The following is a 26,121-nucleotide window of genomic DNA, read 5'->3' as shown; positions in this document are numbered from 1 at the left end:
TTTTAGCATCTTTTATAAAAAAGTCAAGCATTGGGTTCTAAAATAATCAAATCAATGTGTGAAAGTTATCATGAAATATAGGGATTTCGATGTAAAATGACAGGGAATGTGGTAAGATAAAGGATAGCTTAACAAAGCATTGGAGGTTTTAATAGATGAATATGTCACCTTTAAAGGTTGGTCAAGAATTTTTAGTGACGATTAAACGCATCGGAATTAACGGTGAGGGAATCGGATATTATAAAAAACAAGCGGTCTTTATTCCAGGAACGTTAGTGGGTGAAGAAGTGGTTGCGACTTGTACGCGTGTGGCAGGTGGTTACGCGGAAGCGGAACTGGTACGTGTGAAACGTAAATCAAAGCACCGTGTGCAACCCGCATGTGAAGTTTATGGACAATGTGGTGGATGTCAATTACAGCATATGTCTTATCAAGAGCAACTTCGTATTAAACGTGACGCGGTTTCACAAGCGATTGAACGTTATACGAATTTAGATCCTGAAGAATGTGATATCCGTCCAACGATTGGAATGAAAGATCCATATAACTACCGCAATCGCGCTCAAATGCCAGTTGGATATGACGAGGATGGGGTTATGGTTGGATTCTATAGCATGAATTCACGTGAATTAGTCAATGTAACAGATTGTGATGTTCAATATGAAGAAATTAACACAGTTATCAATCATGCGGTTGATTTATTAGATGATTACAAAGTGTTCGCTTACGCACCTAAAACGAAAAAAGGAACGGCACGTTATATCGTTGTTCGTCGTGGGTTTAAAACAGGTGAGGTTCAGGTGACATTCGTATTCGCTAACAATGAGTTCAGAAAAATGAATGCTTTAGCGAAAGACTTAATGAAATATTGCCCAGATGTTAAATCAGTTTATTTAAATATTAACAATGAAGATACGCATGAAATCTTCGGAAAAGAAATGAAGCACATTGCTGGAGAAAAATTCATTTCAGATGAATTAGGACGCTTCAAGTTCAATTTATCTCCACGCGCGTTCTATCAGTTAAACCCAGAACAAACGATTAAATTATACAACCAAGTCAAATATGCAGCTGCTTTAAAAGGAAACGAAAAAGTGGTTGATGCTTATTGTGGTGTTGGAACAATTGGTCAATGGGTCGCAGATAAAGCAAGTGAAGTACGCGGAGTAGATATTACACGTCAAGCCATTGCGGATGCGAAAGAAAATGCAAAATTAAATGGCTTAACAAATACATACTATGCTGTTGGTAAAGCAGAACAAATCGTACCGAAGTGGGCGAATGAAGGATTCAAACCAGATGTGGTGATTGTGGATCCTCCTCGTACAGGATTAGGAACTGAGCTAATCGAGATGTTAAAACGTGTGCAACCAAAAACGATTGTGTATGTGTCATGTAATCCATCGACGTTAGCGAAGAATTTAAAAGAATTAACGAAGAAATATCGTGTGGACTATATTCAACCAGTGGATATGTTCCCACAAACATCGCATGTTGAGGCTGTTGTGCGCTTAGTTCGCCAAGACCGCCCATCTAAAAAACAACGCTAATCATTTAGACAGTATCTTTAAGATGCTGTCTTTTTTTATACTAAGATGCACAGGGAGGGTATCAGGTCAAGTGGCTAGCATTGTACATTGGTCGGCAAGAATAGTAGATGGTTTTAAAATAAGAAAATCTATGAGGCGATATTATAAGGGGAGAGCTTCTACCGATGGGCTATTCTTATTAGTAGGTGAGCAAGCTCACCCCTAATCCCATTGATTCGCTCTCCCTGTCATCGCCTCAATTTTATTTTAAAACTTCTTTAGTGAGATGAACAGATACTAGCAATTGAACTGAGGTTATCGTGGTTAGAAAGATACATGCTAAGATTTTGTAGCACTTGTTTTTTTTGAGATAACGTGGCAAAACAGGTGACAATGGGTCAACTGGATATAAGAGAATCTATCAATAAGGTTTAAATATAATTCGAATGTTTTGGTAGAGATAGAGGGGCTTTGATAGATCGGGTGTCGGTCTTAGTATAAGGGGAGGTAAAAAGAGAAAGAAAATGATAGGCACTAGTACTTGAAGTGAGGGGATCATAGTTAGAAAGATGCATACTAAGATTTTGTGGTGCTTGTTTTTGGGATAATATAGAAAACGGATAACGGTAAATCAACTAGGAAGGGATTTGTATTGATATTAAGTAGGAAGTAAATTGAATTTATAAAAAAGTGTTGTATTATTTTTTAATACTAATCGGTTTGTTGAGGGAATATCTTTGATTTTAGTTGGTTTAATTCTTCCGTTAGTCTATCGACTTCACTATAAAGGTTGTCAAAGTTTTCTTGTCGATATTCACTTCGTTGTTGACTCACGGCTTCTCCTTGGCGAGCTAATTGGAATCCTCTTTGTTGAACCATATTCTGACTAGTGACAGCGATATCAAGGAGGGCTCCAGAAACGACATATTGCTCAAAGATATTTAAATTGATATTAATTAAAATAGTTACGACAGTGATGACTAGAATGTACTCAGTAGGATCTAAATCGGCAATAAAGGCTAAAAATTCACTGTCTGTGAATCCATACTTATGACTGCTTATTCCAGCAAATGCATCGAAGTTTAAAAGTGTATCGTAATTACCGGATAGAATAATATTCACCCCCTTTATGATAATAGTCTTGCTAACATATTATATGAACATTAGTGAGGGCAAAAGGCTGATAAAAAACATCCATAATTTTAAAAACGTTTATGATAAAGGATTATTTTATTCATGGGATGGTATCGCATTTGAGGTAAATTTGTTTTTTTATTGAAAGGGAGGAGTTGAGAGAACGTTTTGATGATGAAAACATAGAATATATATTGTAGTTAGATTTTAATGTGGTTTTAGGAGGGATTAGGATGACATTTGTAGGGGCTTTTAAGTCATTTTGGAAAAATTATTTTAATTTTAGTGGTCGTGCATCAAGACGTGAGTTTTGGTTTGTTGTTCTTTGGAATGTGATTATTGGTGCCGTTTTAGGATTTGGATTAGGTCTTTCTTTTGTTGGCATGATGGCATCTGCCGTTAGTTATGGGGATGGTTTTTCTGCGAGTACTGTTTTTGTCTCATTGTTTGGAGGTTTGTTAGCTATTTATAGTTTAGCAGCTCTTATCCCGTCATTGAGTTTATCCGTTCGTCGCTATCATGATACGGGATTATCAGGTTGGTGGTTTGTTGGTTTGTATGTGGTTAATCTCGTTATTGAGTGGACAACAAGTGGACTAGTTTGGTCAGTTATTGGCTTATTAGTTAGTATTGTTATGCTGATTATTACGCTTCTTCCAACGAATCACTTTTTAAAACAAGCTGAGGAATAAAAGCATTTAGGAGTTGAAAATTTTTAGAATTCAACTCCTTTTTTTATTTGAAAGTGCTTTTAAAAATAAGGTTATAATGATAATATATGGTTGTATTTGATTAACATGCAAGTGTTGTAAGAGAGGGGACTAAACTTGTAGGCTGATGTGTGATTCATTCGTTAATGAGAGGGGAAAGTGGAAGATGCAAGCGTATTTATTTGTCCATTTTAGAGAAAAGGCGACACCAGATGGTGAGCAAGTTTATTTTGGTTTGAGTAAAGATGGATTCCATTGGGAGGAAGTGAACAATGGGCGCCCTGTTTTGTGGGCTTATTATGGTGATAAGGGTGTTCGTGATTTTACAATTACGCGCCGTAAAGATACTGGAAAGTTTTATATTTTTGCGACAGATTTAAGTTTAGCTTATGGGATGCGCAATCAGTATCATAATTCTTGGTATGAGATTTCGGTTAACGGCAGTAAAAATTTCTCGGTATGGGAATCTGATGACTTAGTGAATTGGTCGGAACAACGTTTAGTGAAACTTGGAGATGAAAATTTCGGATGTCTATGGGCACCAGATATTATTTTTGATTCAGAAAATGAGGATTATGTCATTCATTGGTCTTCGCCACATAAAGATTATCCAAATGGATTCAAAGGGATTTATTATAGTCGTACGAAAGATTTTGAGACTTTCTCAAAACCTGAGGTGTTATATCGTAAAGAGGATAGTGGTGTGATTGATTCTGCTATTTATGAAGAGAATGGAACGTACTATATGTTTGTAAAGAGTGAGGACAAACCTGCTAAGAATCTATTGTTAAAGTCAGATCATGCTACAGGACCGTATACGCGCATTGAAGCATTTGATGAGTGTATGGCTGATTTAGCGCCACATGTTTATGAGGCGCCGACGGCTGTACGTTTAGAAAATGGAAAGTGGTGCTTATTCTTAGACTATTACGGTGTTCGTGGAGCGGGACAAGGCTATGTCCCATTTATTTCAGAGAATATTGATGAAGGAAAATTTGTCCGTTCAGATGTGTCATTTAGTTTTCCATATGGATTTAAGCATGGAACAATTTTAACGATTACGATGGAAGAGTATGAGCGAATTAAAAATCATCAGTGGAATCAAGAATAAAAAATATATAAGTTGCGACAAATTTTCTATAGGGAAAATTAAAGCCCTAGTAGTTGAAGATTAGATTGTCTTTGACAATCTTCTAGGCGACCCATTCCCTACTAGCGGTGGATACCTAACTTTCAGTTAGAGTAGGTGACCCAAACCCTATCAGCGGAGGAAAGCTACGAACTTCGTTACGTAGCATAGGTGACCCATTCCCTACTAGCGGCGGATACCTAACTTTCAGTTAGAGTAGGTGACCCAAACCCTATCAGCGGAGGAAAGCTACGAACTTCGTTACGTAGCATAGGTGACCCATTCCCTACTAGTGGAGGATACATTTCCGTTGGAAATGGTAGGTGACCCAAACCCTATCAGCGGAGGAAAGCTACGAGTTCGTAAACTCACTCCGTAGCATAGGTGACCCACTATCAAAGTATTTTAAGAACTAAGTATGAATTGAAATATCTAGATTATTTTTTACTTTATATATAGAAAGGTGTAGGATAATTTCTTACACCTTTTTTTATTGCAGATGAAAGATAACTGGAAGTTAGGACATACTAATAGTAAATTTATTCGTGTAATAAAAGAATAATAATTATATAAGATGATAAAATAATTAAAAAAGGTGAAAAACTTGTCTGCAAGAAGCTTATTTTGTATAATCCTCTTATCAGTTAGCAGGTGCTAACTATAAAGTTTATAAGAAATAAAAAAGGAGCGTTAATATGAAAAAGACAGTTTTATTATTAACTAGTGTTTTTGTTTTAATGTTAGGGCTTGTAGGATGTTCTAGCAGTGATAAAGGTTCAGATGTAAATGTTGAAATGCGTACGGTAACGGATGTAAAAGGTGAAGTTGAAATCCCGGTCAATCCAAAACGTATTGTTGATATTAGTGGAGCAAGTGATATTTTATCTATTTTAGGATATGACGTCATCGGAACAGCAAATAGTGATGGTTATGATTATACGAAATTCCCTACTTATTTAGAAGATGTGTTAGGTGATGCACAAATTTTAGGTTATAGCATGTTAGCTGAAATGGATGTTGAAGCGATTATTGCTTTAGAACCTGATTTAATTGTAATCTCAACGGTTCAAGAGAAAATGTATGATCAATTATCAAAAATTGCACCAGTTGTCATGGTTGAAATGAAGCAAGTAGATTGGAAAGAAGATTTCATGCACGTTGCAAAAGTATTCGGTAAAGAAGAAGCAGCGACAGCATGGATTAATGACTATTTAGCCAAAGCTGAAGAAGTTGGAAACCAAATTAAGGCAACTTATGGAGAAGATAGTTCATATTTATCATTTTTAGCAAGTGCAGGAAGTTTATTTATCTTCGACCAAGCTGGTATTGGATCAATTTTATATAATGATATGGGATTAGCAAAACCAGCTGGGATGCCTCAACAAGAAAATATTAGCTTACCAGTTGTTTCACTTGAAGGGTTAGCAGAAATCGATGCTGATTATATTTTTGCTATCGGAACAGATGAAGATCTAGCAACATTAAAAGCAAGCAGTATTTGGAATGGTACGAAAGCTGTGAAAGAAGGAAATGTAGTTACATTACCTGCAAGTCCATACTTTAACCAAGGTTATAGCCCAATTGGACGTTTAGTGTTCGTTGAAGAAGTACAAAATTTATTAGCGAGCATGCATGAATAAGAAATTAGTTTTTCTTGTTACGTCGTGTAGTTTATTCGCAATAATCGGGCTAATTGTTGCGATTTGTGCAGGTGCAAAGAGTATTCCTTTGCAAACTGTATGGGACAGTATCTTTCATTACGAAGATGTTTTAGATATGCAATTAGTTAGAGATGTTCGAATACCAAGAGTTATTTGTACCGCCTTTGTAGGCGGTCTTCTTGGTATTACAGGGGCCATGATGCAAGGTGTTACAAGAAACCCTGTAGCGGAACCATCTTTAATGGGGATTACACAAGGAGCAACGTTTGCGATTGCTTTAGTAGGTGCTAGCTCTAGTTTATATGGGCTACTAGGTAATACGTTAGCAGCCTTTATTGGAGCGTTAGTAAGTGGATTGCTAGTTCTTGGATTTAGTATGAAAAGTGCACGAAATATGAATATGTCGCGCTTACTACTAGCCGGAACGGCATTAAGTACGTTCTTTATTTCAATGGCAACCGTTATCGCATTACTAACGAATAAGTCACAAAATTTAGCGTTTTGGATTTCGGGTGGTTTTCGTGCCACGACATGGGAGAGTGTTCAATTAGTCATCATAGTGGGCGGAATTGCGACAATTATTTCCCTTTTTTTAGCGCCTAAAATTAATATTGTCAACTTAGGTGAAGATGTCTGTATTGGGCTAGGACAAAATCCCGTTCGAATCCGAATGCAGACATTGTTGCTAATTATTCCGATGTGTGCGGTGTGTGTGGCTGTGGCTGGAAATATTGCGTTTGTCGGTTTAATTGTCCCCCATATTGTTCGTAAAATTTTAGGGCAAGATTATCGTGTGATTATGCCGGTGTCTTTTTTATGTGGGGCTACGCTTGTTATTTGGGCAGATGTGCTCGCACGATTAGTGAATCAACCGTATGAAACACCGATTGGATTATTTACGTCATTAGTTGGTGTGCCCTTATTTATTTGGATGGTTAGAAAGGAGAGTTAGGATTGAAAAAACGTTTAATGATCGTCAGTATCATCATGAGTCTTCTTTTGGTTGCTGTCTTTTTACTAGCGATTAGTTGGGGAAGTTATACGATGTCCATCGGTGAAGTGGTGAGTACTTTATTTGGTGGGGGATCTAAGCTTCAGTCAACGACAATTTTTGATATTCGATTACCTCGAATCTGCGTTGCGATGGTGGTAGCGGTTTGTTTATCGACATCAGGGTGTGTTTTACAAAGTGTGACACGAAATGAGTTAGCTGAACCTGGAATGATTGGAATTAATGCGGGGGCTGCTTTAGCAGTTGTTCTGTTAATTTCTTCAGGACAAACGACGTATTATAGTACGATTGGAGACGCCTCATTATTCGTGATGCCGATTGTCGCGATTGTGGGTAGTTTGATAAGTGGGCTACTTATTTATCGTTTAAGTTATAAAAAAGGGGTCTCACCCACTCGTTTAATTCTGACAGGAATTGGAGTGAATGTGGGGATTAATGCATTCATTTCGTTATATCAATTAAATATGGCACAAGGAGATTATAACCAAGTATTAACGTGGATTAGCGGAAGTTTGTGGGGAAGTAGTTGGAAGTTCTTCTATTTGATTACTCCATTAGCTTTAATTTTCTTGGGATTAACGATTTGGAAATCAAAGATTTTAGACGTATTAGATTTAGGTGATGAAATTGCCATTGGCCTTGGGGTGAAAGTTGAAAAAGAGCGCAAGATTTTATTTATCTATGCGATTACATTGGCCGCTTTAGCAACATCTGTTGCAGGAAATATTGCTTTTCTTGGATTATTAGGGCCACAAGTGGCGAAACGTTTAGTGGGACCGGTTCATCGAAGACAAATACCAATGGCAGCTATTGTTAGCTGTATCATTGTATTATTTGCAGATTCAATTTCAAGAAATGTCTTCTCACCGATTGAAATTCCAGTTGGAATTACGATTGCGATTGTAGGGGTACCGTATTTTATCTATTTAATGCTAAAAGAATAAGAAGTGTCGGAGGAACAAGATGGAAGCTATTAAAGTGACAGACTTAGATGTGGCATATGAACAAAAATATATTATTAAAAATATGAATTTAGAGATTCCTAAAGGGAAAATTACGATGATTATTGGATCAAATGGATGCGGAAAATCAACATTATTAAAGACGATTGCTCGGATCATTACACCTAAAAAAGGTGAAATCCAATTAAATGGTATCAGTATTCAACAACAAGCACCAAAAGAGATTGCTAAGAAAATGGCTGTCTTGCCACAAAGTCCAATTGTTCCCTCAGGTCTTTTAGTGAAAGAATTAGTGTCTTATGGCCGATTCCCTTATCAAAGTGCAATGGGTGGTTTAAAACAAGAAGATGTTGAGATGGTGAATTGGGCGATGAAGGTAACTGGAATTGCTGAATTTGCAGAACGTCCGGTGGATAGCTTATCAGGTGGACAACGTCAGCGTGCTTGGATTGCGATGGCGCTGGCTCAAGATACCGAAATCTTAGTGTTAGATGAGCCGACAACTTATTTAGATATGGCGCATCAATTAGAAATTTTATTGTTATTACAAAAGTTAAATAAAGAAGAAAATCGCACGATTGTCATGGTGTTACATGAACTTAATAATGCGACGAAATTTGCCGATTATTTAGTTGGGGTGAAGGATGGACAGGTCGTGTTTTCTGGTCATCCACTTCATGTGATTACAAAGGATAATTTACGTACATTGTATGGTATTGAAGCAACCTTACAATTAGATGAGAGCAAGCAGTATCCAATCTGTGTGGATTTTAATATTGAGAAGTAAGGGTTAAAAAGGAGACGCTATGTCGAAAAAGTTGTATGATAAAAATTTTAATATCTTAGTATTGGGGCAAATCATTTCTTTATTTGGGAGTTCGATTCAGCGATTTGCTTTATCTTTGTACTTATTAGATTTAACGGGATCAGCGAGTGTTTTTGCGACGATTTTGGCGATTTCAATGATTCCAGTCGTTCTTATTTCACCGATTGCTGGGATGTTAGCGGATCGCGGAGATAAGAAAAAGTTAATGGTCCTTTTAGATGTATTAAGTGCGGTTTTATTAATGGCCTATGCAGGTGTTGTGTTTAATGGCAATGATCATGTATTCATTATTGCAACAGTGATGGTCTTGTTATCAACGATTTCAACGATTTATCAACCCGTTGTCAGCACGTGTATTCCAGTGATTGTCGCCGATGAGAATTTAGTTCGTGCGAATGCGATTATTCAACAAGTTTCGTCATTGAGTAATTTCTTAGGCCCAATTTTTGCCGGGATGTTATATGGATTCTTTGGGATTACCGGGGTTGTTGTGTTGAATATGGTGAGTTTCTTATTCTCTGCGATACTAGAGCTATTCTTAGATATTCCTCATGAGAAAAAAGAGGGAAAAGAAGCCTTTGCTTCGGCTTTTGTTTCAGATATGAAAGAAAGTTATACGTATTTAAGATATAAAAATCCGATTGTGTTCCGTATGCTTTTATTCTCAGGGTTTTATAATTTATTTTTGGTTCCGGTATTCAGTGTCGCAGCGCCTTATTTAATTAAGGTGACATTCGGATTATCGGCTGAAGTTTATGGATTAGCTGAGGGAATGATTGCACTAGGGATGATTCTAGGTGGACTCATTATTACATGGAAGCCAGCGAAGTTTCACATTAAACGCGTGCATCGCTTACTCTATTTAACGTCGATTTCAATGGCAATGATGGGCGTATCTGTATTTTTATTCCAAGTTGGTCGTAGTTCAGCGTTAGTGAGTGTGGCCTTGTTTACAGTGTTTGGAATGATCATCATGGGAGTGCTTGGAATTGCTAATGTTTTAAGTGCGACTTATTTATATCAAGCCACTGAAAGTTCAATGTTAGGAAAAATTCTAGCGTTTGGTTCCGCATTTGCGATTTTATGTATCCCACTGGGACAAATTTTATTTGGTGGATTAATTGAAGTCTTAACAGGGCATATTTATTGGTTAATTTACATTGCTGCTATTTTAGTATTCGGTGTCACATTACTTGTTCGTTGGAATGTATTATTAATTAAAGAAGATAATAAAAACCAGTCAGCGTGAGTTGACTGGTTTTTATTTTTTACTGTTATTTCGGTATTGAAGTGGGGTACATTCAAAGGTTTGTCGAAACATTTTAATGAAGTTACTCGGATATAGGTAGCCTACTTTTTGGGCAATATCAGAAATTCTTAAATCAGTTGTACAGAGAAGGTTTGCTGCAACTGACATCCGTAAAGAGGTTATAAATTCACCAATGGACATATGATAGTAATGGGAAAATCCCGCTTTGAGTTTTTGTGGATGAAGCAGAACCATTTCACTGAGCGTTTCGATTGTCGGTGGATGTTCGATTTGTCGGCTCAAGATGTCATGAGCTTTTTGGATGCTTTGAATATCTTGAGCATTTAAGTGTAGGTAACGGTCCGTTCCAATTTGAACTTTTCCATAATCTAATTGATTCGTAAATGTATTATTCGGCGATTCTTCAATTGTTTGAATAATAATGGAAATACATTGTAGAATATAGCTTTCTAATTGTAGTGGATCGAGTATATTTTTATTAGAAAGAGTCTGCATCGTTTGGATAATAGAAATAACTTCTAGTGGAAGATAATGATACGTATAGTTTTTAACGAATAAATCAAAATCAAGTTCTGTTTTTAGTAATGGTTGGATAATATCAGTAAAATAATCCTCATAAATGGTGATTTCGGCTCCGTGAAAATGTTGACCTGTACTCCATATTTGCTTCCCCTTTAATCCTTGTTCAACGACAAAGAATGAGGAAGGTTTGAATGAAGAAACCGGCTCATTATCTAATTGAAATTCTGTCGTTCCTTTATACACGGTACCAAAACGGACGAGACGTTGTGGATTATTAAATTGAATCGAGAAAGGATGATCAATGGTATAATCGGCAATACCAAAATCGTAGTACCCAGGACGTTCATATAATAGAAAATATCCATTTTTAGGCGTATTAGGATCAGTATAAAGTGTACAGTATTTTTCCGAGTTTGGAAGGAATTTCAATTCAGTTAACACTGTTTCTCGGAATTGTTGTGCAGTTTGAACATAGTTATGCATATAGATGACCTCTTGTTGTTGATATAATATATAAATCTAGATAAGTTTTTTTACATCGTAAAAAATAGGCCTAAGCTATGAGCTTAATCTTCAATTAAGCCACGTAGCGTAGGGAACCCAAGCCCTACCAGCGGTAGATACATTTTCTTCGAAAATGGTAGGTGACCCCCACACTATAGGATGCCTTGGTATAAGTGGTTCATCAAATAAGTCTGATGTAGAGGGGTAAGATATATCTCTGTTCCTATAATAGATTAGTTAATAATTAACTTTAAAATGAGATGACGTATATGTAGAAGTATATCACAGATATTAAGAGAAATTTTAAAAATGTAATTCATAGAATATAAATGTTTTGTGTGCTATAATACAGGTGTTAAGGAGGAATGTGGATGGCACTAGGGATCTTATTGATTTTTATGATCAGTTTGTTTGTGGTGACGTTGATATGTGTGGCATTATTATGGATAGCAAAGCGTGAACGCTTTAATCAAGTGATGGTATGGCTTTGTTTTTTAATTAGTTGGTATATTGTATATTTATCCGTTAGTTCATTACCAACTAATTATATTATTTCAAAAATGATTGCATGGCTGATTGGTGGAGTAAGTCTTATTGGAATGGGGTGCTTCTTTAAGAAAAAATTATTACTGGCAAAGATTTTTATCACGTTATCGATTAGTTTAGGGATTATCCAATTATTTTTCTTTTAAATATCTAAGAAGTCATTTTTATAAATCAGTTAATCATTTATACAGCGGTAGGAAAACTTCACACGAGTGGAGTTTTTTTATCTATATATAAACCGAAAAGTATTTTACATCTAAGGTAGCAAATAAAAAATACTAATCTATTTTACCTATCAAGACATCCTATAGTTCAGCTAAAAATTTTCTCTCAAGAAAATTTATCTGGACTTATATATTCATTGATACAAAATATGCTTAATGGAATAGGATAGAAAAGAAGGTCATTAATGAACAGGTAATAACCCAATAGATTAAACTATAGAAGTGTAGCAATATTTTGAAAAAAACAGTAAAGTAACAAAGAAAGAAGTATAGAAGTTATATAGAAATAAGGATTAGTATTTTTTAAGTCATGTGTGGAAGAATAAAAAGTAAGAGGCATTTTATAATATCTCTTATGATTTGTATTTATTCGTTTTTTATCGAAATATGTATAGAGGGAGATAGTTAAAATTATTGTTTAAGAATATATAATGTAAGAAGTTTGAATCATTTAATAAGAATAGGAAATATTTTTGTGAATTTATTTAACAGTGTATTAAGTAATAACTTTGAACTTGTGCCCTACTAGAGGAGGAAACATTCATCTGTACGTATTTAACAGTGCATCAGGTGATAACTTTGAATTAGCCCCACCAGTGGAAGATTTGCTTCACATTGTTTAGAAGTGGGGGGGCTCGTCTCATACCCCAGCAATGGAGGATTGTTCGCTTTGCTCACTGCCGGGGGCCCCATACCCCAGCAATGGAGGATTGTTCGCTTTGCTCACTGCCGGGGGCCCCATACCCTAGCAATTGAGGAGACATTTCCGTGGGAAATGCCAGGGAACCTATTCCCCGGGAAATTGAAAAGCTAGACCGATGGGTCTAGCTAAAAGATATTAGGAGAGGATGAAGTTATTCAAGTTCAAATGATTGACAATCTGTACATTCGACTTGAGTTGGATTTTTTTCGTGTGTTCCAACTTTAATTGTGTCTAGTTTGCAGTAGTGTTTATTTTTATTGTTAAATTTACAACTGCTGACGTTACATTTGATACTAGGATTTTTATCTAACATACCAAATCCTCCAGACTTAGAAGTTTGTTGTGTACCACAACAATTATAGTATATGAAGGATAATGTCGAATATAAGTGTAAAAAGTTAACAATCTACAAAGTTTGAAGAACAAAATAATGTCTGTTATAATGAGAATAAATAATTTGAAGTTAAAAGTAATGAGGTGATGTCATGAAAAAGAAGAAGGTTGTGATTGGGTCTGGGATTGCCGCAACGGCAACAGTAGCTGCTTTAGGTGCTGCAACTTGGATTATTGGTGGAATGGTCTATGATGGGACCGTTGGAAAGAAACCATCTGTGAAAGCAGAAGATATGAAAGAGTTTTATTCGACGCGAGAGGATAAAGTGTTAGATACTCTTGCAAATTATGAACATGAGACGGTATTTGTTAAAAGTGAAGTTAATGATTACGAAGTTGAGACACTGAGTATTAAAGCTAACGAGGAAACATCAGATGCGATGATCGTTGTACACGGAATCGGAAGTAATTATCATGAAGTCTTAAATGTTGCTTTTAATTACTTAGAAAATGGTTATAATGTCGTCGTTTATCATCAACGTAATACGGGATTAACAGGTGGGGATAATTATACGTTTGGATTATATGAACGTTTTGACTTAGAAGCTGTTGCACAGTATACTCGTTCACTTTATCGAGATGGAATTATCGGTGTACACGGATTTTCAATGGGAGCTGCAACATCAACCATGCATACCGAGTTAAATGAAGAAGCACGAAATGTTGATTTTTATGTGCTAGATGCGCCATATCATACGATGGAGAGTGCTGTTGAATTAGGAATTATTGCCGAAGATATTCCATTTTTACCAGTCAGTTTTGCTAAATGGGCGGGGAATGTTGTCTTGAAGGTAAAAGAACATTTAACTTATGATGATATTCAGCCTGTTGATGCGGTAAAAAATATTAGTGTTCCTGTTCTTTTAATTCATGGAACAGATGATAAAGTGACGCCTCCTGAAAGTAGTCAGTATATTTATGATGCAATTCCACATGAAAATAAAAAATTATGGTATATTGAAGGACTCGGTCACTGTGAGGCTGATAGTCTCATGGAGAAAGAATATTTTGACGGAATTTATCAGTTTATTAATGCCTATGTGAAGCCAGGAAAATAATCCTGGTTTTTTTATGGCCAAATCCAAATTTATATTGTAAAAAAATCATCTATATTACTTTTTGTAAATTTTATGAATATATATCCAATTTATAGGAATAATATCGAAGGTGACAAATTTACAAGATTATTTTCACGTATTGAGATAGGAGATTATCAACTGGAGTAGTATTATGAAGACATCAAGAGCAAGGAGATGATACAATGAAACGATTAATAGAAGTTCTTCGAGTGATTGTGTTAGTAGTGATGGCTGGTTATGATGAATATACCTTTGAACTATATAAGAAGTAGTTATTTTTTATATTAACAAGAGTTTTATTACTTTTATAATTAGGCAGTGTTCATGATGGCTTAAGACTTTAGTTGGAATGTAGAGATGTAAAAAAATTAATCTGTTTTTAGATAGAAACTGAATAAAGGAGGTTGATGATGAAGGCAATCTTAGAAGTTGTAAAAGTAATTATCTGTGTGGTGTTATTAGGATATCAAGAGGAAAAGTCGGAGTGTCAAAGATGCAAGTAGAGATGAAGGGTCCGAATATCGTAAAAATTTGATGATTTAGGCTTTTTTTCAAGATAAATCTTTTGAGGTATAAGGGATATAATAAGACGCATAGAAACCGAAATATATTTCATATTTTTGGAATCAATCTTAGTTCATCAATCGCTTTGAGACGGGGAAACCTGGTATTTTCGAAGAAAATGTATCTTCCACTGCTAGGAGGTTCCCTACGCTAGTAGGGGTTATTTTCTACGATATGAAAAACTTATCAGGACGTATATATTTAACATCCCCAAAAGGAAAGTTTGTCTTTTTAGAGGATTAACTAGTTATTTTGAATTGAATTAACCGATATTAAGGTATATGGAAATGGAGGTATATACAATGAGACGTTTTAGATGGATGGGGATGTTACTAGGCGTTGCAATATTACTAGGTGCATGTTCATCAAAGAAGTTAAGTGAATCTGATCAGTTATTAGTTGATTACTTAGTTCAAGATTATCAAACATACTTTGATTTTCCGTTAGTCTTGAATGATTTTTCAGCAACAGTTCAAAAGGAAGGGGAACTTATTGATCAAGAAACAAATGAACCGATTTATGAGGGGGATCGTGTGACTTTAATAAGAGGGAGTGAGCCTAAGGATAATGAAGTGGTTCGTGTGACTGGTGAGTATAAAGAGGGTGATTTAAATGGGATTTTTGTTGAAATTCATTCGGAACCAACGGAATACAGTGAAGAAAGCTTAGAACAATTGGCAGTTGCTTTTTTATCTGACCATGACATGGCTAAACAAGTTTCACTCATTGACCAAAAAGTAAAAGAAAATGAGCGCGAAATGATTTTTCGCTTTAAAACGGAACAGGATACTGTCATCAAAGTTTATGTTAATCAAGATTTAAAACAAGTTGTTGGTTTTTTTAAACAGACGGTGAAGATTTATAACAAAAAAACGATTCATCATGAATCGTTTTTTACGTTAAGCCCATTGAATAGCTCTTTCAGTGATGGTCTTCATTTTTGTAAAGATTAAGAAGGATACCATCGTTAATAATTCAGAGATAAAGAGTGCAGCCCAAATTCCATGTAACCCAACTACCGTTGTTAGAATGAATAAAACGATAGGTAAGAAAATGATTGATCGGCAAGCGCATAATAAATTTGAGTATTTTGTCATCTCAATGGCTTGATAATAAATAGTTGTATTCAGGTTAACTCCAACAATAATAAAGGCTGCATTAACGATATTTAGACCGATATAGGCCATATCAATAATGGCTGGATCTTGTGTGAAGACACTAATGATTGGACGCCCGAAGAACAAACAAATAGAGATAAATACTACGTTGATGAGATAGTTTGTGATATTGGTCAGACGATAATATTTCATCATCGGTTCTTGTTCTTTTGCACCGAAATGATAGCTGATTAATGGTTGTGCCCCAAAGGCTAATCCAAGTAGGAGTAGATAAATTGGTGTTGTTAAATAGTTGATAATACTGTAAGTCGTAATTCCTGCTTCTCCAACGGTTGTGATTAAGGCAAGATTGGTTAAGTAAATAATGACTGAGAAAGCAGCTTCAGCAAAGAAGGATGGAAATCCAATATTTGAAAATTCTTTGATGATTTTAAAGTCTAATTTAACATTTCCGAATCGAAGTTGTCCTTGGCGACGAATAAAGTGAATTAAAAGAATTGAGACTGTCGCTAATTGTCCAAGACCAGTTGCTAGTGCTGCTCCAAATAAGCCAAGCTGTAGCGGGAAGATGAAGAGATAGTCGAGTACGATATTTGTGATTGCTCCTGAAATTGTCGCAATCATGGCTAACTTAGGGTTACCATCGTTTCGGATAAAGCTATTAAGGGCAATTCCAATAATATTAGGAATGCAAAAGATTGAATAGAATCTTAAATAAATTTTAGCACTTTCATATAAATCAGGGGTTGCTCCTAATCCTTTAACAATAGGTCCTGTAAAGAGGAAGCAGATGATGCTAATGAAAAGGCTAAGAATTAATAAAAATTTAAAAACTTGGCGGAACATTACGTTGGCATTTTGGATATTACCACTTCCAAAGTTTTTAGAAATAAGTGCTCCTCCTCCGACGGCGAACATGGTTGCCATACCAAATAACATAATGGTTAGGGGGATTACAACATTGACGGCTGCTAATGCAAGATCTCCGACTCCTTGTCCTACAAAAATACCGTCAATGACTGTATATAAAGATGAAATAAACATGGCTAAAGCCGAGGGAATTGCATAACTTAAAAATTTCTTCATCATTTCTCTCATACCTTTCTATATAAGTTTCTTTTTAGTATACTAAACTATCTGGTAACCGTATAGTCAATATTTTTGTTTAGAATAACTAAAAAAGGACGTCACTTTTTTAATGATGAACGTCCTTTTAAGTTTGATTCATTCCTAATTGTTGTTTAATGGCATCAATTTCAGCTTGTAATACATCAATATCGTTATAGAGATTGTCAAAGTCCGTTTGTTCGGCTTCATTTCGTTGTCGACTTGCAGCCTCATTTTGTCTTGCAGTTTGGAAGAGTTCTTGTTCTATCATATTTCCAAGGGTGACTCCAATATCAACTAAAGCACCACCGACAATTTGTCGTTCAAATACATTAAGTTCAACACCGATAATAATGGCAATGACAGTAATAACTAAAATATATTCAACTGGATCTAAACTTCCGATAAAGGCGAAGAATTCAGAGTTAGTGAATCCATAACAATAAGTTGTGGTTTGTTGAGGAGCATAGTCAAAAGCAGTTCGATGAGCTATAGCAGCCGCACTTTGGCCACTATTTGCAGCGCTACTATTTTGGATGGGGAGCGTATTTAGAAGACGTCCGGAGGTGTCGGATGTTCCATCCATGGTTGTTGCTGATCCTGGGACTTCTTGAAATCTAAGCTCATCGGGATCGAAGTCATCGGGAAGAGGATTGTACTCATTTAGAGGTGGTTCTGTTTTTTTTTCAGTCGAGTTGGAAGGGTTTAAGGTGTCATTGCCAGGATGAATAGAAGGGGATAGAGGAATATCACCAATCATCGATTGCATTTGATCGACTTTTTCTGTTAAGAGTCCAATGAAGTTATGCATTAGTTCTTCAGAGGATTCCGTTTGACGTGATTTTCGTTTAGGTGACTGGGACTGTCTATGAGTGGAGAGTTGTTTTTTTTTCATAGTGTCCTCCTTATATAAACTACTAATGTCTATAATAGAAAAAATTAATAGCATACATTTACTGTATCAGGCTTAAAATCATAAAATGTCTTTAACGCAGACTGACGCTAGAAGCAGTAAAATTTTTTGCGGTGTGCAAAGGTTACTGTTTCTTATATATTCTAGTATATGCATTTAGGTGAAAGTCGGACATTAGCAATATGAACAAAATGGTTAATTTATCTAGCGTTTACACAGAAGGGATTGAATGTTAGGACTAAAAAACATATAATAGGATTGAATATAGTAAAATAAGGTAATTGTAAATGTGGTATAAAATTTCCTAATTTAGGGGATATTTATATTGATGAACAGATTTAAGAGAAAGTGGGGTATCTGTTGTAGAACAGAATGGAACATATGAGAGTGGTGGAGATTGATAGGTTAGAATTTAATTCTCAATTAGAAGTAGAAATTGGATCGAGCAATTGGTATTTACAATTACTTCATTTAGCTTACGGATTCTTTGAATATCGGGTCAGTGAATGTATTTGGTACGTGAGTGATATGATTGAGCAGTTATTAGAATTTGATTCAGAAACTCAAAATTCACAGAGTTTATTTAATAATGAATCCATAAATGAAATCATTGATACTTTTTTATTGAGTCCGGATACTGAGTTAACTCAAGATTTATTAATTCGTCATAAACATAAACCTTGGGAAACACTCGTGCTAAAATGTGAGAAAGTAATTGATAATAAAGGTGAGGTACGTGTTCGAGGACTATTACTCGATTTATCATTTAAGAAAAAACATGATTTGATTGATGGACAACTTCAAAAGTTACAAGCATTAGGGCAGTTGACAAGTGGAGTTAGTCATGATTTTAATAATCAATTAAATGGAATTTTAGGTTATGTGGCATTAATGAAAACAATGACAGAGGATGAAACACTGTTGCGTTATATGGATGGGATAGAACGTTCAGTCCGTCATTCGACAGAGTTAACCCGCCAATTATTAGCCTTTTCACATAAACCGGAAAATAAACGTATGAATCTTGATTTAGTACAGATTGTTAAAGATACGGTCAATATGTTAAAACATACAATCGATCGTCGAATTAAGATTGAACTAAATATTGAGCCAGATGAATATTATGTATTAGGTGATGAATCTCAATTAAATAATGCAATTTTAAATTTATGTATTAATGCACGGGATGCTATTAAAGGCCAAGGTTGCATTGAATTAACGTTGACTCACGATCAACTAGAAGAGATTCCTGGTAATTTATTAAATACGAATATTACGCCCAATGACTACGCTATTTTAAAAATTAGAGATACAGGCTGTGGGATTGATGCTAGCTTAATGTCTAAGATTTTTAAGCCATTCTTTACAACAAAAGATGTAGGCAAAGGAACGGGAATGGGTCTAGCAAGTGTCGTTGAAACACTACGTAATCATAACGGAGCTATTGAGCTTGACTCTGTTGTTGGAAAGGGAACGACGTTTACGCTATATTTGCCAATTAATCATGGAATTGAAGAGTTTGTTAATGAAGAATCCGTGCCACGTGGTGTTGGAAAAATCATGGTTATCGATGATGAGTTATCAAACTTAGAGATTACGGAGGCTTTACTTGAAAGCTTTGGGTATAGTGTCACAGCTTTCTCAGATCCGAAGCGTGCGATTAAGCACTATGCTAAGACATTTAGTCAATATGATTGTATTTTACTAGATGTCATTATGCCAGGTATGAGCGGTGTGGATGTCTTTAAGGCGATTAAGTTAATTAATACTGATGCTAAAGTTATTTTACTAACGGGCGTTAGTCAATGTTTAGAGCTAGATTTTATTTTACGTCATGGCGTTGATGCGTATGTTCCAAAGCCAGTGGATCATTACACGTTATCCAATGGTGTGTATCGCATCTTGAATTGTAAACCATTAGAAGTGAAGCCAATCAAGGCTGAACAATTAATTGAACTAAGTTCGATGTTAAACATTGCTTATGCACTTGAACGTATTGCTGGAAATACACGTTTATATCTACGTATTGCGCATAATTTTAGAAAGCATTTCTATATGGTAGTTGAGCAATTACCACAATTAATTGAGTCGAATATGGATGAAGCTATTCGTACGGTCCATACCATTAAAGGACTAGCAGGTCAATTAGGGGCTGATGAGTTGTATGAATATAGTCGTGAATTAGAAACAGCTTTAAAAGAAGATGAAGCACATGAGGACATTTTAAGTATTTTTATGGAAGAGTTTATGGAAGTAATGGATGAATTGGCTCATATTGAAGGATGGAAGGTGGGATAATCCTATATTTAAAAAATTAGAAATATGGTGGAAAATCGTGAGAAACTGATGGGATTTTGACTATAGACTTCTGTTAACTACTGAGATGTGATATAATAACATAAAATTTAACCCTGAGGTGCTATCATGATTTACTTATTAATTATAAGTTTATGCTTCATAATAGCGTGTTTAATTACGCCTTATGTGATGAAATTGGCTTATTTCACCAATGCAGTTGATCAACCCAATAAACGTAAAGTTCATAGTCGTATCATCCCTAGAATGGGTGGACTGGCGATTTATGTTGCTTTTCTATTAGGTTACATGATTTTTAAAGTGAAAGGATATGCGATTGATCAAGATGAAATAGCGTTTATTGATGCTTATTTTATTGCTTCTTTTCTCATTGTTGCTACTGGGATGCTTGATGATATGTTTGAATTACCTGCTAAACCAAAGGCTCTCGTTCAGTTAGTTGCAGCTTTGATTATGGTTTTGTATGGAAATTTCATGATAGATAAGATTTATTTACCGTTTTTACCTGTAATTGATTTAGGGTGGATAGGTGGAATTGTAACGGTCATCTGGATTGTTGGGATTACAAATTCTATTAATTTAATTGACGGTTTAGATGGTTTATCTTCAGGAATATCAGCTATTTCATTTGGAACAATGGCTATTTTAGCTGCTTATCAAGGAGAAGCCTTTGTGGCAATGATGTCTTGTTTATTACTCGGTTCAACATTAGGATTTTTAATTCATAACTTTCATCCAGCAAAAATTTTTATGGGAGATACAGGATCGCTATTTTTAGGCTTCTCTGTATCTGTTTTATCCCTTTTAGGGTATAAGAATGCGGCTTTTGTTTCATTTATTATCCCAATTGTTATGCTATCTGTTCCAATCTTCGATACAATTTGGGCTATCATTCGTCGTATACTAAATGGGCAATCCCCTTTTAAACCTGATCGTGGCCATGTTCATCATCAATTATTAGATCGTAATTTAGGGCATGTGAAAAGCGTACTTGTTTTATATGGAATCGCAGCATTGTTCTCATTCACTGCTATCCTATATACCATGTCATCGAAGTTCTATGGATTAGTGATGTTAGTGATTGCGATACTAGTAGTCGAGCTTGTATTTAATACAACAGGATTATTCCGAACAAAACCCAAAAAAGGTAAGAAAGAACAAGTTCAAGAACAAAAAGAAGATGATATTTCAATGGGGGAAATATCAGAAAAATAAGAACAGATTATGAGGTGTGAGAAATGAGAAAACCAATTATTGCAGGAAACTGGAAAATGAATAAAACGCGTGATGAGGCTTTACAATTTATTTATGCTGTTAAAGATCATGTTGCTTCAACAGATGTGGTTGAATCAGTAGTTTGTGCACCATTTCCTTACTTACGCTGTTTAGTCAAACGTCAAGGGGCTTTTTTACGTGTAGGGGCACAAAATATGCACTTTAAATCAGCTGGGGCTTACACAGGAGAAGTGGCACCTGAAATGCTAACATCAATCGGCGTTTCTTACGTCGTATTAGGACACAGTGAGCGTCGTGAAATGTTTAACGAGACAGATGAAACAGTGAATAAAAAAGTTCACGCTGCATTTGAAAATGGATTAACACCAATTATTTGTGTCGGTGAATCATTAGAACAACGTGAAACTGGAGCAACAAATGCTGTTGTGGATACTCAAACAGTTGCAGCATTAGAAGGATTAACAGTTGAACAAGTGAAACGAGTTGTAATTGCCTATGAACCAATTTGGGCAATTGGAACGGGACGTACAGCAACAGCTGAGCAAGCGAATGAAACGATTGGATATATTCGTAGTGTAATTGAACGTGCGTATGGACGTGAAGTTGCTGAGGCGGTCCGTATTCAATACGGAGGTTCAGTTAATCCGTCAAATATTAAGGAGTTAATGGCTCAAGAACATATTGACGGAGCATTAGTTGGTGGAGCTTCACTAGATCCAAAATCATTCTTATCATTAGTTAATTATCAAGGATAATGATTATCAAGGTGATTCTTCGATTCGAGGAATCACCTTTTTTATTTATATTTTTACTCCAAAAAGCACAGATATCAGGCATTTAATGATAAAAGATAAAGGAGGAGGCCCAATATTCTTCGGAAATCTTTCATGATGGGCCATCTTTTTATTGGAATGCTCCGGCTAAATGGGCCGGTTCTATTAATCATGCATCAATGCACGATTAATCCCATGTGCTTCGCATTCCGTTTAGATGTCCCACACTTTTATTTCGATACTTTTGCAAAATGAATAAAGGTATTTTCTCGTACAAGAATCTCCTGATGATTATAATTATTTTTATAAATTAAGTAATGAAAAGATGTATGGATGAGTAGAGATATACTAAAAAATGCTCAATATGTTTATGAATTATTTTTTAAAATAAAATAATAGGTTAATGGTTCTAAGGAACACAGGCGTCAGGCATTTAATAAGAGAATATAAAGGGTGTGGGCCATCTTTTTATTGGAATGCTCTGGCTAAATGAGCCGGTTCTATTAATCATGCATCAATGCACGATTAATCCCATGTGCTTCGCATTCCGTTTAGATGTCCCACACTTTTATTTCGATACTTTGGCAAACTATCACTTTATATTTTGAATATGAAAAAAGCTGTATCTTATAGATACAGCTAATCTAGATTTAAAGGTTATTTTTTTCCGCCGTTGCGGATGACGTTGACGTCGCATTTTGCGTGTTTTACGATATCAAGTGAGACGCTTCCGAGTAAGAATCGGTCAAAGCCTGATTTGTTACTTGCTCCACAAACGATTAAATCAGCTTCATAACCTGGAGCGATCACTTCAGCAATCGCAAGCCCTGGTGATGAACTGTATGTTTGGACGATTTCAACCTCTTTGATTCCTGCTTTTTGAGCCTCTTCTTTATATTTTTCTAATTCCTCATCCATATAGCTTGAGAAATCTTGTTTGAAAATGTAAGTCGTTGATAACATCCCCGATGGATCAATCGGTGTGTAAATAATGGTGTTCTTTTTAATATGACAAAGTGTTAATTTTGCATTGAATGCTACCGCAGTTTCAACAGCAGATTTAAAGGCTAGTCTAGACTTGGCACTATCATCAACGGCAACTAAAATGTTTTGATACATAATAGGCTCCTCCCCTTTTGGTAACTTTTTTCTATCTATTTTTATTATACACAAACTTCAAATGAAGCGCTACCAAGTTTCACCTTTATTTGGTATATTATTATTATATAAAAAAAAGGAAACTTTATGCTTCCTTTTCCTCGTTTGTATTCATTTCGAGGACGGCAGTAAATAGAAGAATAAGTATCGCAAAGATGATTTCGCCACCTGTTGAGAGAGAGACTCCCTTGAAGTACTCGTCAACAAAGTGAGTAATAAGTAGCGTCATAAAAAAATCTAAGATATAACGAAAAAGTAATCTTTTTTTACTTGTCCATGAAAAGAGGGTGGCAAACCCATCGACAGCCATTCTTCCTATATACTCAGCTAATAAATCAAAGATGGTAATCATAGTGATAAAGAAAAGAATATTCCAACGACTATGATACTGAATCCCACTAATCCATAACATCGCAATTAGTGGAATGGTAATTATTAAAATCAATAAGGTACTCCCAATACTATAAAGAACCACCTTTAGTACGCGATCTGACATAAAATCTCTCCTACAATAAAAAAGGTAACACCGTGAGATGTTACCTTTTATTATATCATAGTTTAATAATTTTAACTTCACCAGGTTGTAGGTGAACACGTAAATTACGATTACCATCAAATTCATGAACTTCACGTTGCCATTCATGAGTTGAGAATAATAAAGAACCTGTACACCAAGTATTCCCTGATTGAGTACGTAAATCCTCTAAATGAACTGTCACATCAATTGGAGAATACATATCAGTGCTTGCTACAATGATGAAAACATTGTTATTGTAGTGACCGCGCTTTCCTTCCTCAATGTATCCAAATCCAATCGCAGGGTCACTTAAGTAATCAAATCCAAGCGATACAAAGTTTTCAAGTTTCGTAAAAGTACTTAAGTGATCTTTGCGGATTTTTGAAACAGCTTCTAGTGTATCTGGTAACTCCCAGCGCATATGATTCAGATAATGGATAGCGAATTTATCAAAGAGTGCAAGCTTTCCAAAGTAACGATCGTTGTGCGGTAACACATATTGCTCATAGTTACGGCAATCAAGACCTGTATTCATCGGTTGAATTTCATAAACTTCTTGTCCAGAGTTAATGAATGGAACTCCATTTGGCATGAACATGTTCATAACGGTTAACATTTTAGATAACGTACGTCCGCCTTCACGTGCAGCTAAGCGAGGGGTATCATGAGTTTCTCCTCCAGCAAACACAGGACATGGTAAGTGACGTGAATCATACATGAATTTGTGTGTACGATGCTCATACGTACGAGGTTCTTGGAAGAATCCATAACCGATAATCATGTTATATCCGTTATCGCGTGATACTTTTGCATTTTCATCTTGTAGCTCCTCAGCGATGAAGCAGAAGTCTGGATCGTTCGTACGTGCATTGGCAATGATACGATGGATGAGTTCAGACGGAAGAGCATGTCCCATATCGATACGAGCCCCATCAATTCCATAATTTTGTTGATAGAATGGAATAATGTTAGATAAAGTTGCCCATAATCCTTCGTTAATGATATTTCCTTTATATAAATTTGATTTAATTGTATCAAATAAGATATAAGGTGGTAACTCTTGTCCGCCTAAGTATTTTTGGCTTTCCACCGGATGGTCCATATACATACGGAAGAACGTGACATCTGTCCATGGTGGTTGCACATCATTAATATGATCTGAGAAGGCTGGTGCAACAGTTAAACCGAATTCACGGCTAACTAAATCTAAAATAGAAGCCCCTGGTGTTTGGCGATATTCTTCTACCACGCGCTCCCATTTTTCAGGATCAATGATGTTTGGTGCATATGAGAATTTATGAATATGATTCCATACTGCTTGTGATGAATACACATAAGGTAAATATTCTGGTTTCGGTGGTAAGGTACTTCCGAGTCCTGGAACATATGGTGGATAATACTCGTGGAATGTATCGGTATATACCCAATAGAACCAATCCGGATGTTCTAAAATTAAATCACTTTCAACTGAATTTGTTCTAGGGATGATGTCAATCATCACTTTCATATCTAAAATATGACAAGCTTCAACAAATGCTTGGAATTCTTCCTCAACAGTTAACTCTGAACCTGTCATGTTATCTTTTAAGCTAGGATCGATTTCAAAGAAGTTGCAAACGCCATAAGGTGATCCTAATTCACCTTTTTTATCTTTTAATGAAAATTTTGAAATTGGGAGCATATAAACTGTATCGACTCCCATTTTCTTTAGTAATGGAAGTAATGCTAATGATTTTACGAATGTCCCTGTTTCATTTAAATCGTATAAGTTATGGTTCTCTAAATCTCCACTTCGGTCATGGTCCCAAGCTGTCGATGTTCGAACCATCATTGAATAAACCACTGAATCTTTAATCCAGTCTCCCCCTAAATAGCCTGGTTTAGCTTCATATGATTGCTTGATTTGACTTAGCGATTGATTATAGTTAACGTCGTCTTTAGCCTGAGGCAAAATGTAGGATTGGATCACTTCACTATAGAAGTTGTATGGATTAACGATGAGTTCCCCCCAACTAGTACGCACCATTTCCTCTCCTTGATAGTTCCATGCATTCCATAAATCAGGAATGGCATAGTTATAGACGTCGTTTTTATGATCATGTTTTTTTAGAACATGTAGTAGTTTTTGTAATTTGCTTCCCCTCACTATTTATTCCTCCTTTTCCATAAATACACAATCATTATAACATCTACATTTGTAAAAAAGTAGAAAACT

The 26,121-nt window shown here is 35.7% G+C and carries 22 protein-coding genes; 14 read left to right on the top strand and 8 right to left on the bottom strand.

Annotated features, from left to right (window positions below; all coding sequences use genetic code 11):
• The first annotated feature begins 155 nt into the window (after nt 1-155).
• The gene (rlmD, locus tag J0J69_RS06035) at nt 156-1,550 is read left to right on the top strand and encodes a 23S rRNA (uracil(1939)-C(5))-methyltransferase RlmD (RefSeq protein ID WP_212724997.1); all 1,395 of its coding nucleotides are present in this window, start codon (nt 156-158) and stop codon (nt 1,548-1,550) included.
• A gap of 690 nt (nt 1,551-2,240) precedes the next feature.
• On the opposite strand, the gene J0J69_RS06030 is transcribed toward rlmD, so the two are convergent.
• Entirely contained in the window at nt 2,241-2,651 is a 411-nt protein-coding gene (locus tag J0J69_RS06030) for a hypothetical protein (RefSeq protein ID WP_212724998.1), read from the bottom strand.
• A gap of 245 nt (nt 2,652-2,896) precedes the next feature.
• Here J0J69_RS06030 and J0J69_RS06025 point away from each other — a divergent pair, with 245 nt between their 5' ends.
• From J0J69_RS06025 to J0J69_RS05995, 7 genes are all read left to right on the top strand, one after another.
• Nucleotides 2,897-3,355: a DUF805 domain-containing protein gene (locus tag J0J69_RS06025; RefSeq protein ID WP_055277090.1), complete on the top strand. Its 459-nt coding sequence runs from the start codon at nt 2,897-2,899 to the stop codon at nt 3,353-3,355.
• A 184-nt stretch (nt 3,356-3,539) separates the two neighbouring features.
• A complete protein-coding gene (locus J0J69_RS06020; RefSeq protein WP_212725000.1) occupies nt 3,540-4,484 on the top strand; it encodes a glycoside hydrolase family 43 protein in 945 nt (314 codons plus the stop codon).
• 713 nt (nt 4,485-5,197) lie between these two features.
• On the top strand, nt 5,198-6,142 hold the full coding sequence (locus J0J69_RS06015; protein WP_212725791.1) for an ABC transporter substrate-binding protein: 945 nt from the start codon (nt 5,198-5,200) through the stop codon (nt 6,140-6,142).
• Nucleotides 6,135-7,115, top strand: coding sequence for a FecCD family ABC transporter permease (locus tag J0J69_RS06010; protein WP_055242375.1), 981 nt, complete (start codon nt 6,135-6,137; stop codon nt 7,113-7,115). Before J0J69_RS06015 ends, J0J69_RS06010 begins: the two co-directional genes overlap by 8 nt.
• A gap of 2 nt (nt 7,116-7,117) precedes the next feature.
• Nucleotides 7,118-8,119 carry a FecCD family ABC transporter permease gene (locus tag J0J69_RS06005; RefSeq protein WP_212725790.1) on the top strand — a complete coding sequence of 334 codons (1,002 nt, stop codon included), beginning with the start codon at nt 7,118-7,120 and terminating at the stop codon, nt 8,117-8,119.
• Between the two features lie 19 nt (nt 8,120-8,138).
• The gene (locus tag J0J69_RS06000; protein WP_055242371.1) at nt 8,139-8,924 is read left to right on the top strand and encodes an ABC transporter ATP-binding protein; all 786 of its coding nucleotides are present in this window, start codon (nt 8,139-8,141) and stop codon (nt 8,922-8,924) included.
• Nucleotides 8,925-8,943: 19 nt separating this feature from the next.
• Complete coding sequence (locus J0J69_RS05995) at nt 8,944-10,212, top strand: MFS transporter (protein ID WP_212725789.1); 1,269 nt, start codon at nt 8,944-8,946, stop codon at nt 10,210-10,212.
• 12 nt (nt 10,213-10,224) lie between these two features.
• Here the strand turns inward: J0J69_RS05995 and J0J69_RS05990 are convergent, their stop codons facing one another.
• A complete protein-coding gene (locus tag J0J69_RS05990; RefSeq protein WP_212725788.1) occupies nt 10,225-11,238 on the bottom strand; it encodes a helix-turn-helix transcriptional regulator in 1,014 nt (337 codons plus the stop codon).
• Between the two features lie 392 nt (nt 11,239-11,630).
• Here J0J69_RS05990 and J0J69_RS05985 point away from each other — a divergent pair, with 392 nt between their 5' ends.
• Nucleotides 11,631-11,951, top strand: a complete 321-nt coding sequence (locus J0J69_RS05985; protein ID WP_055306058.1) for a hypothetical protein — start codon at nt 11,631-11,633, stop codon at nt 11,949-11,951.
• Between the two features lie 932 nt (nt 11,952-12,883).
• Here J0J69_RS05985 and J0J69_RS05980 read toward each other — a convergent pair.
• A complete protein-coding gene (locus J0J69_RS05980) occupies nt 12,884-13,045 on the bottom strand; it encodes a DUF1540 domain-containing protein (protein ID WP_082704863.1) in 162 nt (53 codons plus the stop codon).
• 172 nt (nt 13,046-13,217) lie between these two features.
• Between J0J69_RS05980 and J0J69_RS05975 the strand changes: the two genes are divergently transcribed.
• Nucleotides 13,218-14,183 carry an alpha/beta hydrolase gene (locus tag J0J69_RS05975; RefSeq protein WP_212725787.1) on the top strand — a complete coding sequence of 322 codons (966 nt, stop codon included), beginning with the start codon at nt 13,218-13,220 and terminating at the stop codon, nt 14,181-14,183.
• An 887-nt stretch (nt 14,184-15,070) separates the two neighbouring features.
• Nucleotides 15,071-15,721: a hypothetical protein gene (locus J0J69_RS05970; RefSeq protein WP_212724673.1), complete on the top strand. Its 651-nt coding sequence runs from the start codon at nt 15,071-15,073 to the stop codon at nt 15,719-15,721.
• Here the strand turns inward: J0J69_RS05970 and J0J69_RS05965 are convergent.
• Nucleotides 15,668-16,972, bottom strand: a complete 1,305-nt coding sequence (locus J0J69_RS05965) for an MATE family efflux transporter (protein WP_237252543.1) — start codon at nt 16,970-16,972, stop codon at nt 15,668-15,670. The two genes, J0J69_RS05970 and J0J69_RS05965, sit on opposite strands and share 54 nt — an antisense overlap.
• A 127-nt stretch (nt 16,973-17,099) precedes the next feature.
• A complete protein-coding gene (locus tag J0J69_RS05960) occupies nt 17,100-17,888 on the bottom strand; it encodes a hypothetical protein (RefSeq protein WP_212725785.1) in 789 nt (262 codons plus the stop codon).
• 390 nt (nt 17,889-18,278) lie between these two features.
• Here J0J69_RS05960 and J0J69_RS05955 point away from each other — a divergent pair, with 390 nt between their 5' ends.
• The 3 genes from J0J69_RS05955 to tpiA all read left to right on the top strand — a co-directional run bounded on the left by J0J69_RS05955 (nt 18,279) and on the right by tpiA (nt 22,213).
• Entirely contained in the window at nt 18,279-20,204 is a 1,926-nt protein-coding gene (locus tag J0J69_RS05955) for an ATP-binding protein (protein ID WP_237252542.1), read from the top strand.
• Nucleotides 20,205-20,330: 126 nt separating this feature from the next.
• Nucleotides 20,331-21,437 carry a glycosyltransferase family 4 protein gene (locus tag J0J69_RS05950; protein WP_055242354.1) on the top strand — a complete coding sequence of 369 codons (1,107 nt, stop codon included), beginning with the start codon at nt 20,331-20,333 and terminating at the stop codon, nt 21,435-21,437.
• 23 nt (nt 21,438-21,460) lie between these two features.
• Nucleotides 21,461-22,213: a triose-phosphate isomerase gene (tpiA, locus tag J0J69_RS05945; protein ID WP_212725784.1), complete on the top strand. Its 753-nt coding sequence runs from the start codon at nt 21,461-21,463 to the stop codon at nt 22,211-22,213.
• Nucleotides 22,214-22,888: 675 nt separating this feature from the next.
• On the opposite strand, the gene J0J69_RS05940 is transcribed toward tpiA, so the two are convergent.
• The 3 genes from J0J69_RS05940 to J0J69_RS05930 all read right to left on the bottom strand — a co-directional run bounded on the left by J0J69_RS05940 (nt 22,889) and on the right by J0J69_RS05930 (nt 26,052).
• Nucleotides 22,889-23,350, bottom strand: a complete 462-nt coding sequence (locus J0J69_RS05940) for a universal stress protein (protein WP_055306024.1) — start codon at nt 23,348-23,350, stop codon at nt 22,889-22,891.
• A gap of 124 nt (nt 23,351-23,474) precedes the next feature.
• The gene (locus J0J69_RS05935; protein WP_212725783.1) at nt 23,475-23,885 is read right to left on the bottom strand and encodes a YrvL family regulatory protein; all 411 of its coding nucleotides are present in this window, start codon (nt 23,883-23,885) and stop codon (nt 23,475-23,477) included.
• 55 nt (nt 23,886-23,940) lie between these two features.
• Nucleotides 23,941-26,052, bottom strand: coding sequence for an alpha-amylase family protein (locus tag J0J69_RS05930; protein WP_237297185.1), 2,112 nt, complete (start codon nt 26,050-26,052; stop codon nt 23,941-23,943).
• Nucleotides 26,053-26,121: the final 69 nt, after the last annotated feature.

It is taken from the genome of Turicibacter bilis, from assembly GCF_024499055.1.
Lineage (GTDB): Bacteria > Bacillota_I > Bacilli_A > MOL361 > Turicibacteraceae > Turicibacter > Turicibacter bilis.
Note: the sequence above shows the minus strand (reverse complement) of the source record. Positions and strands in the feature narration are given on the sequence as shown.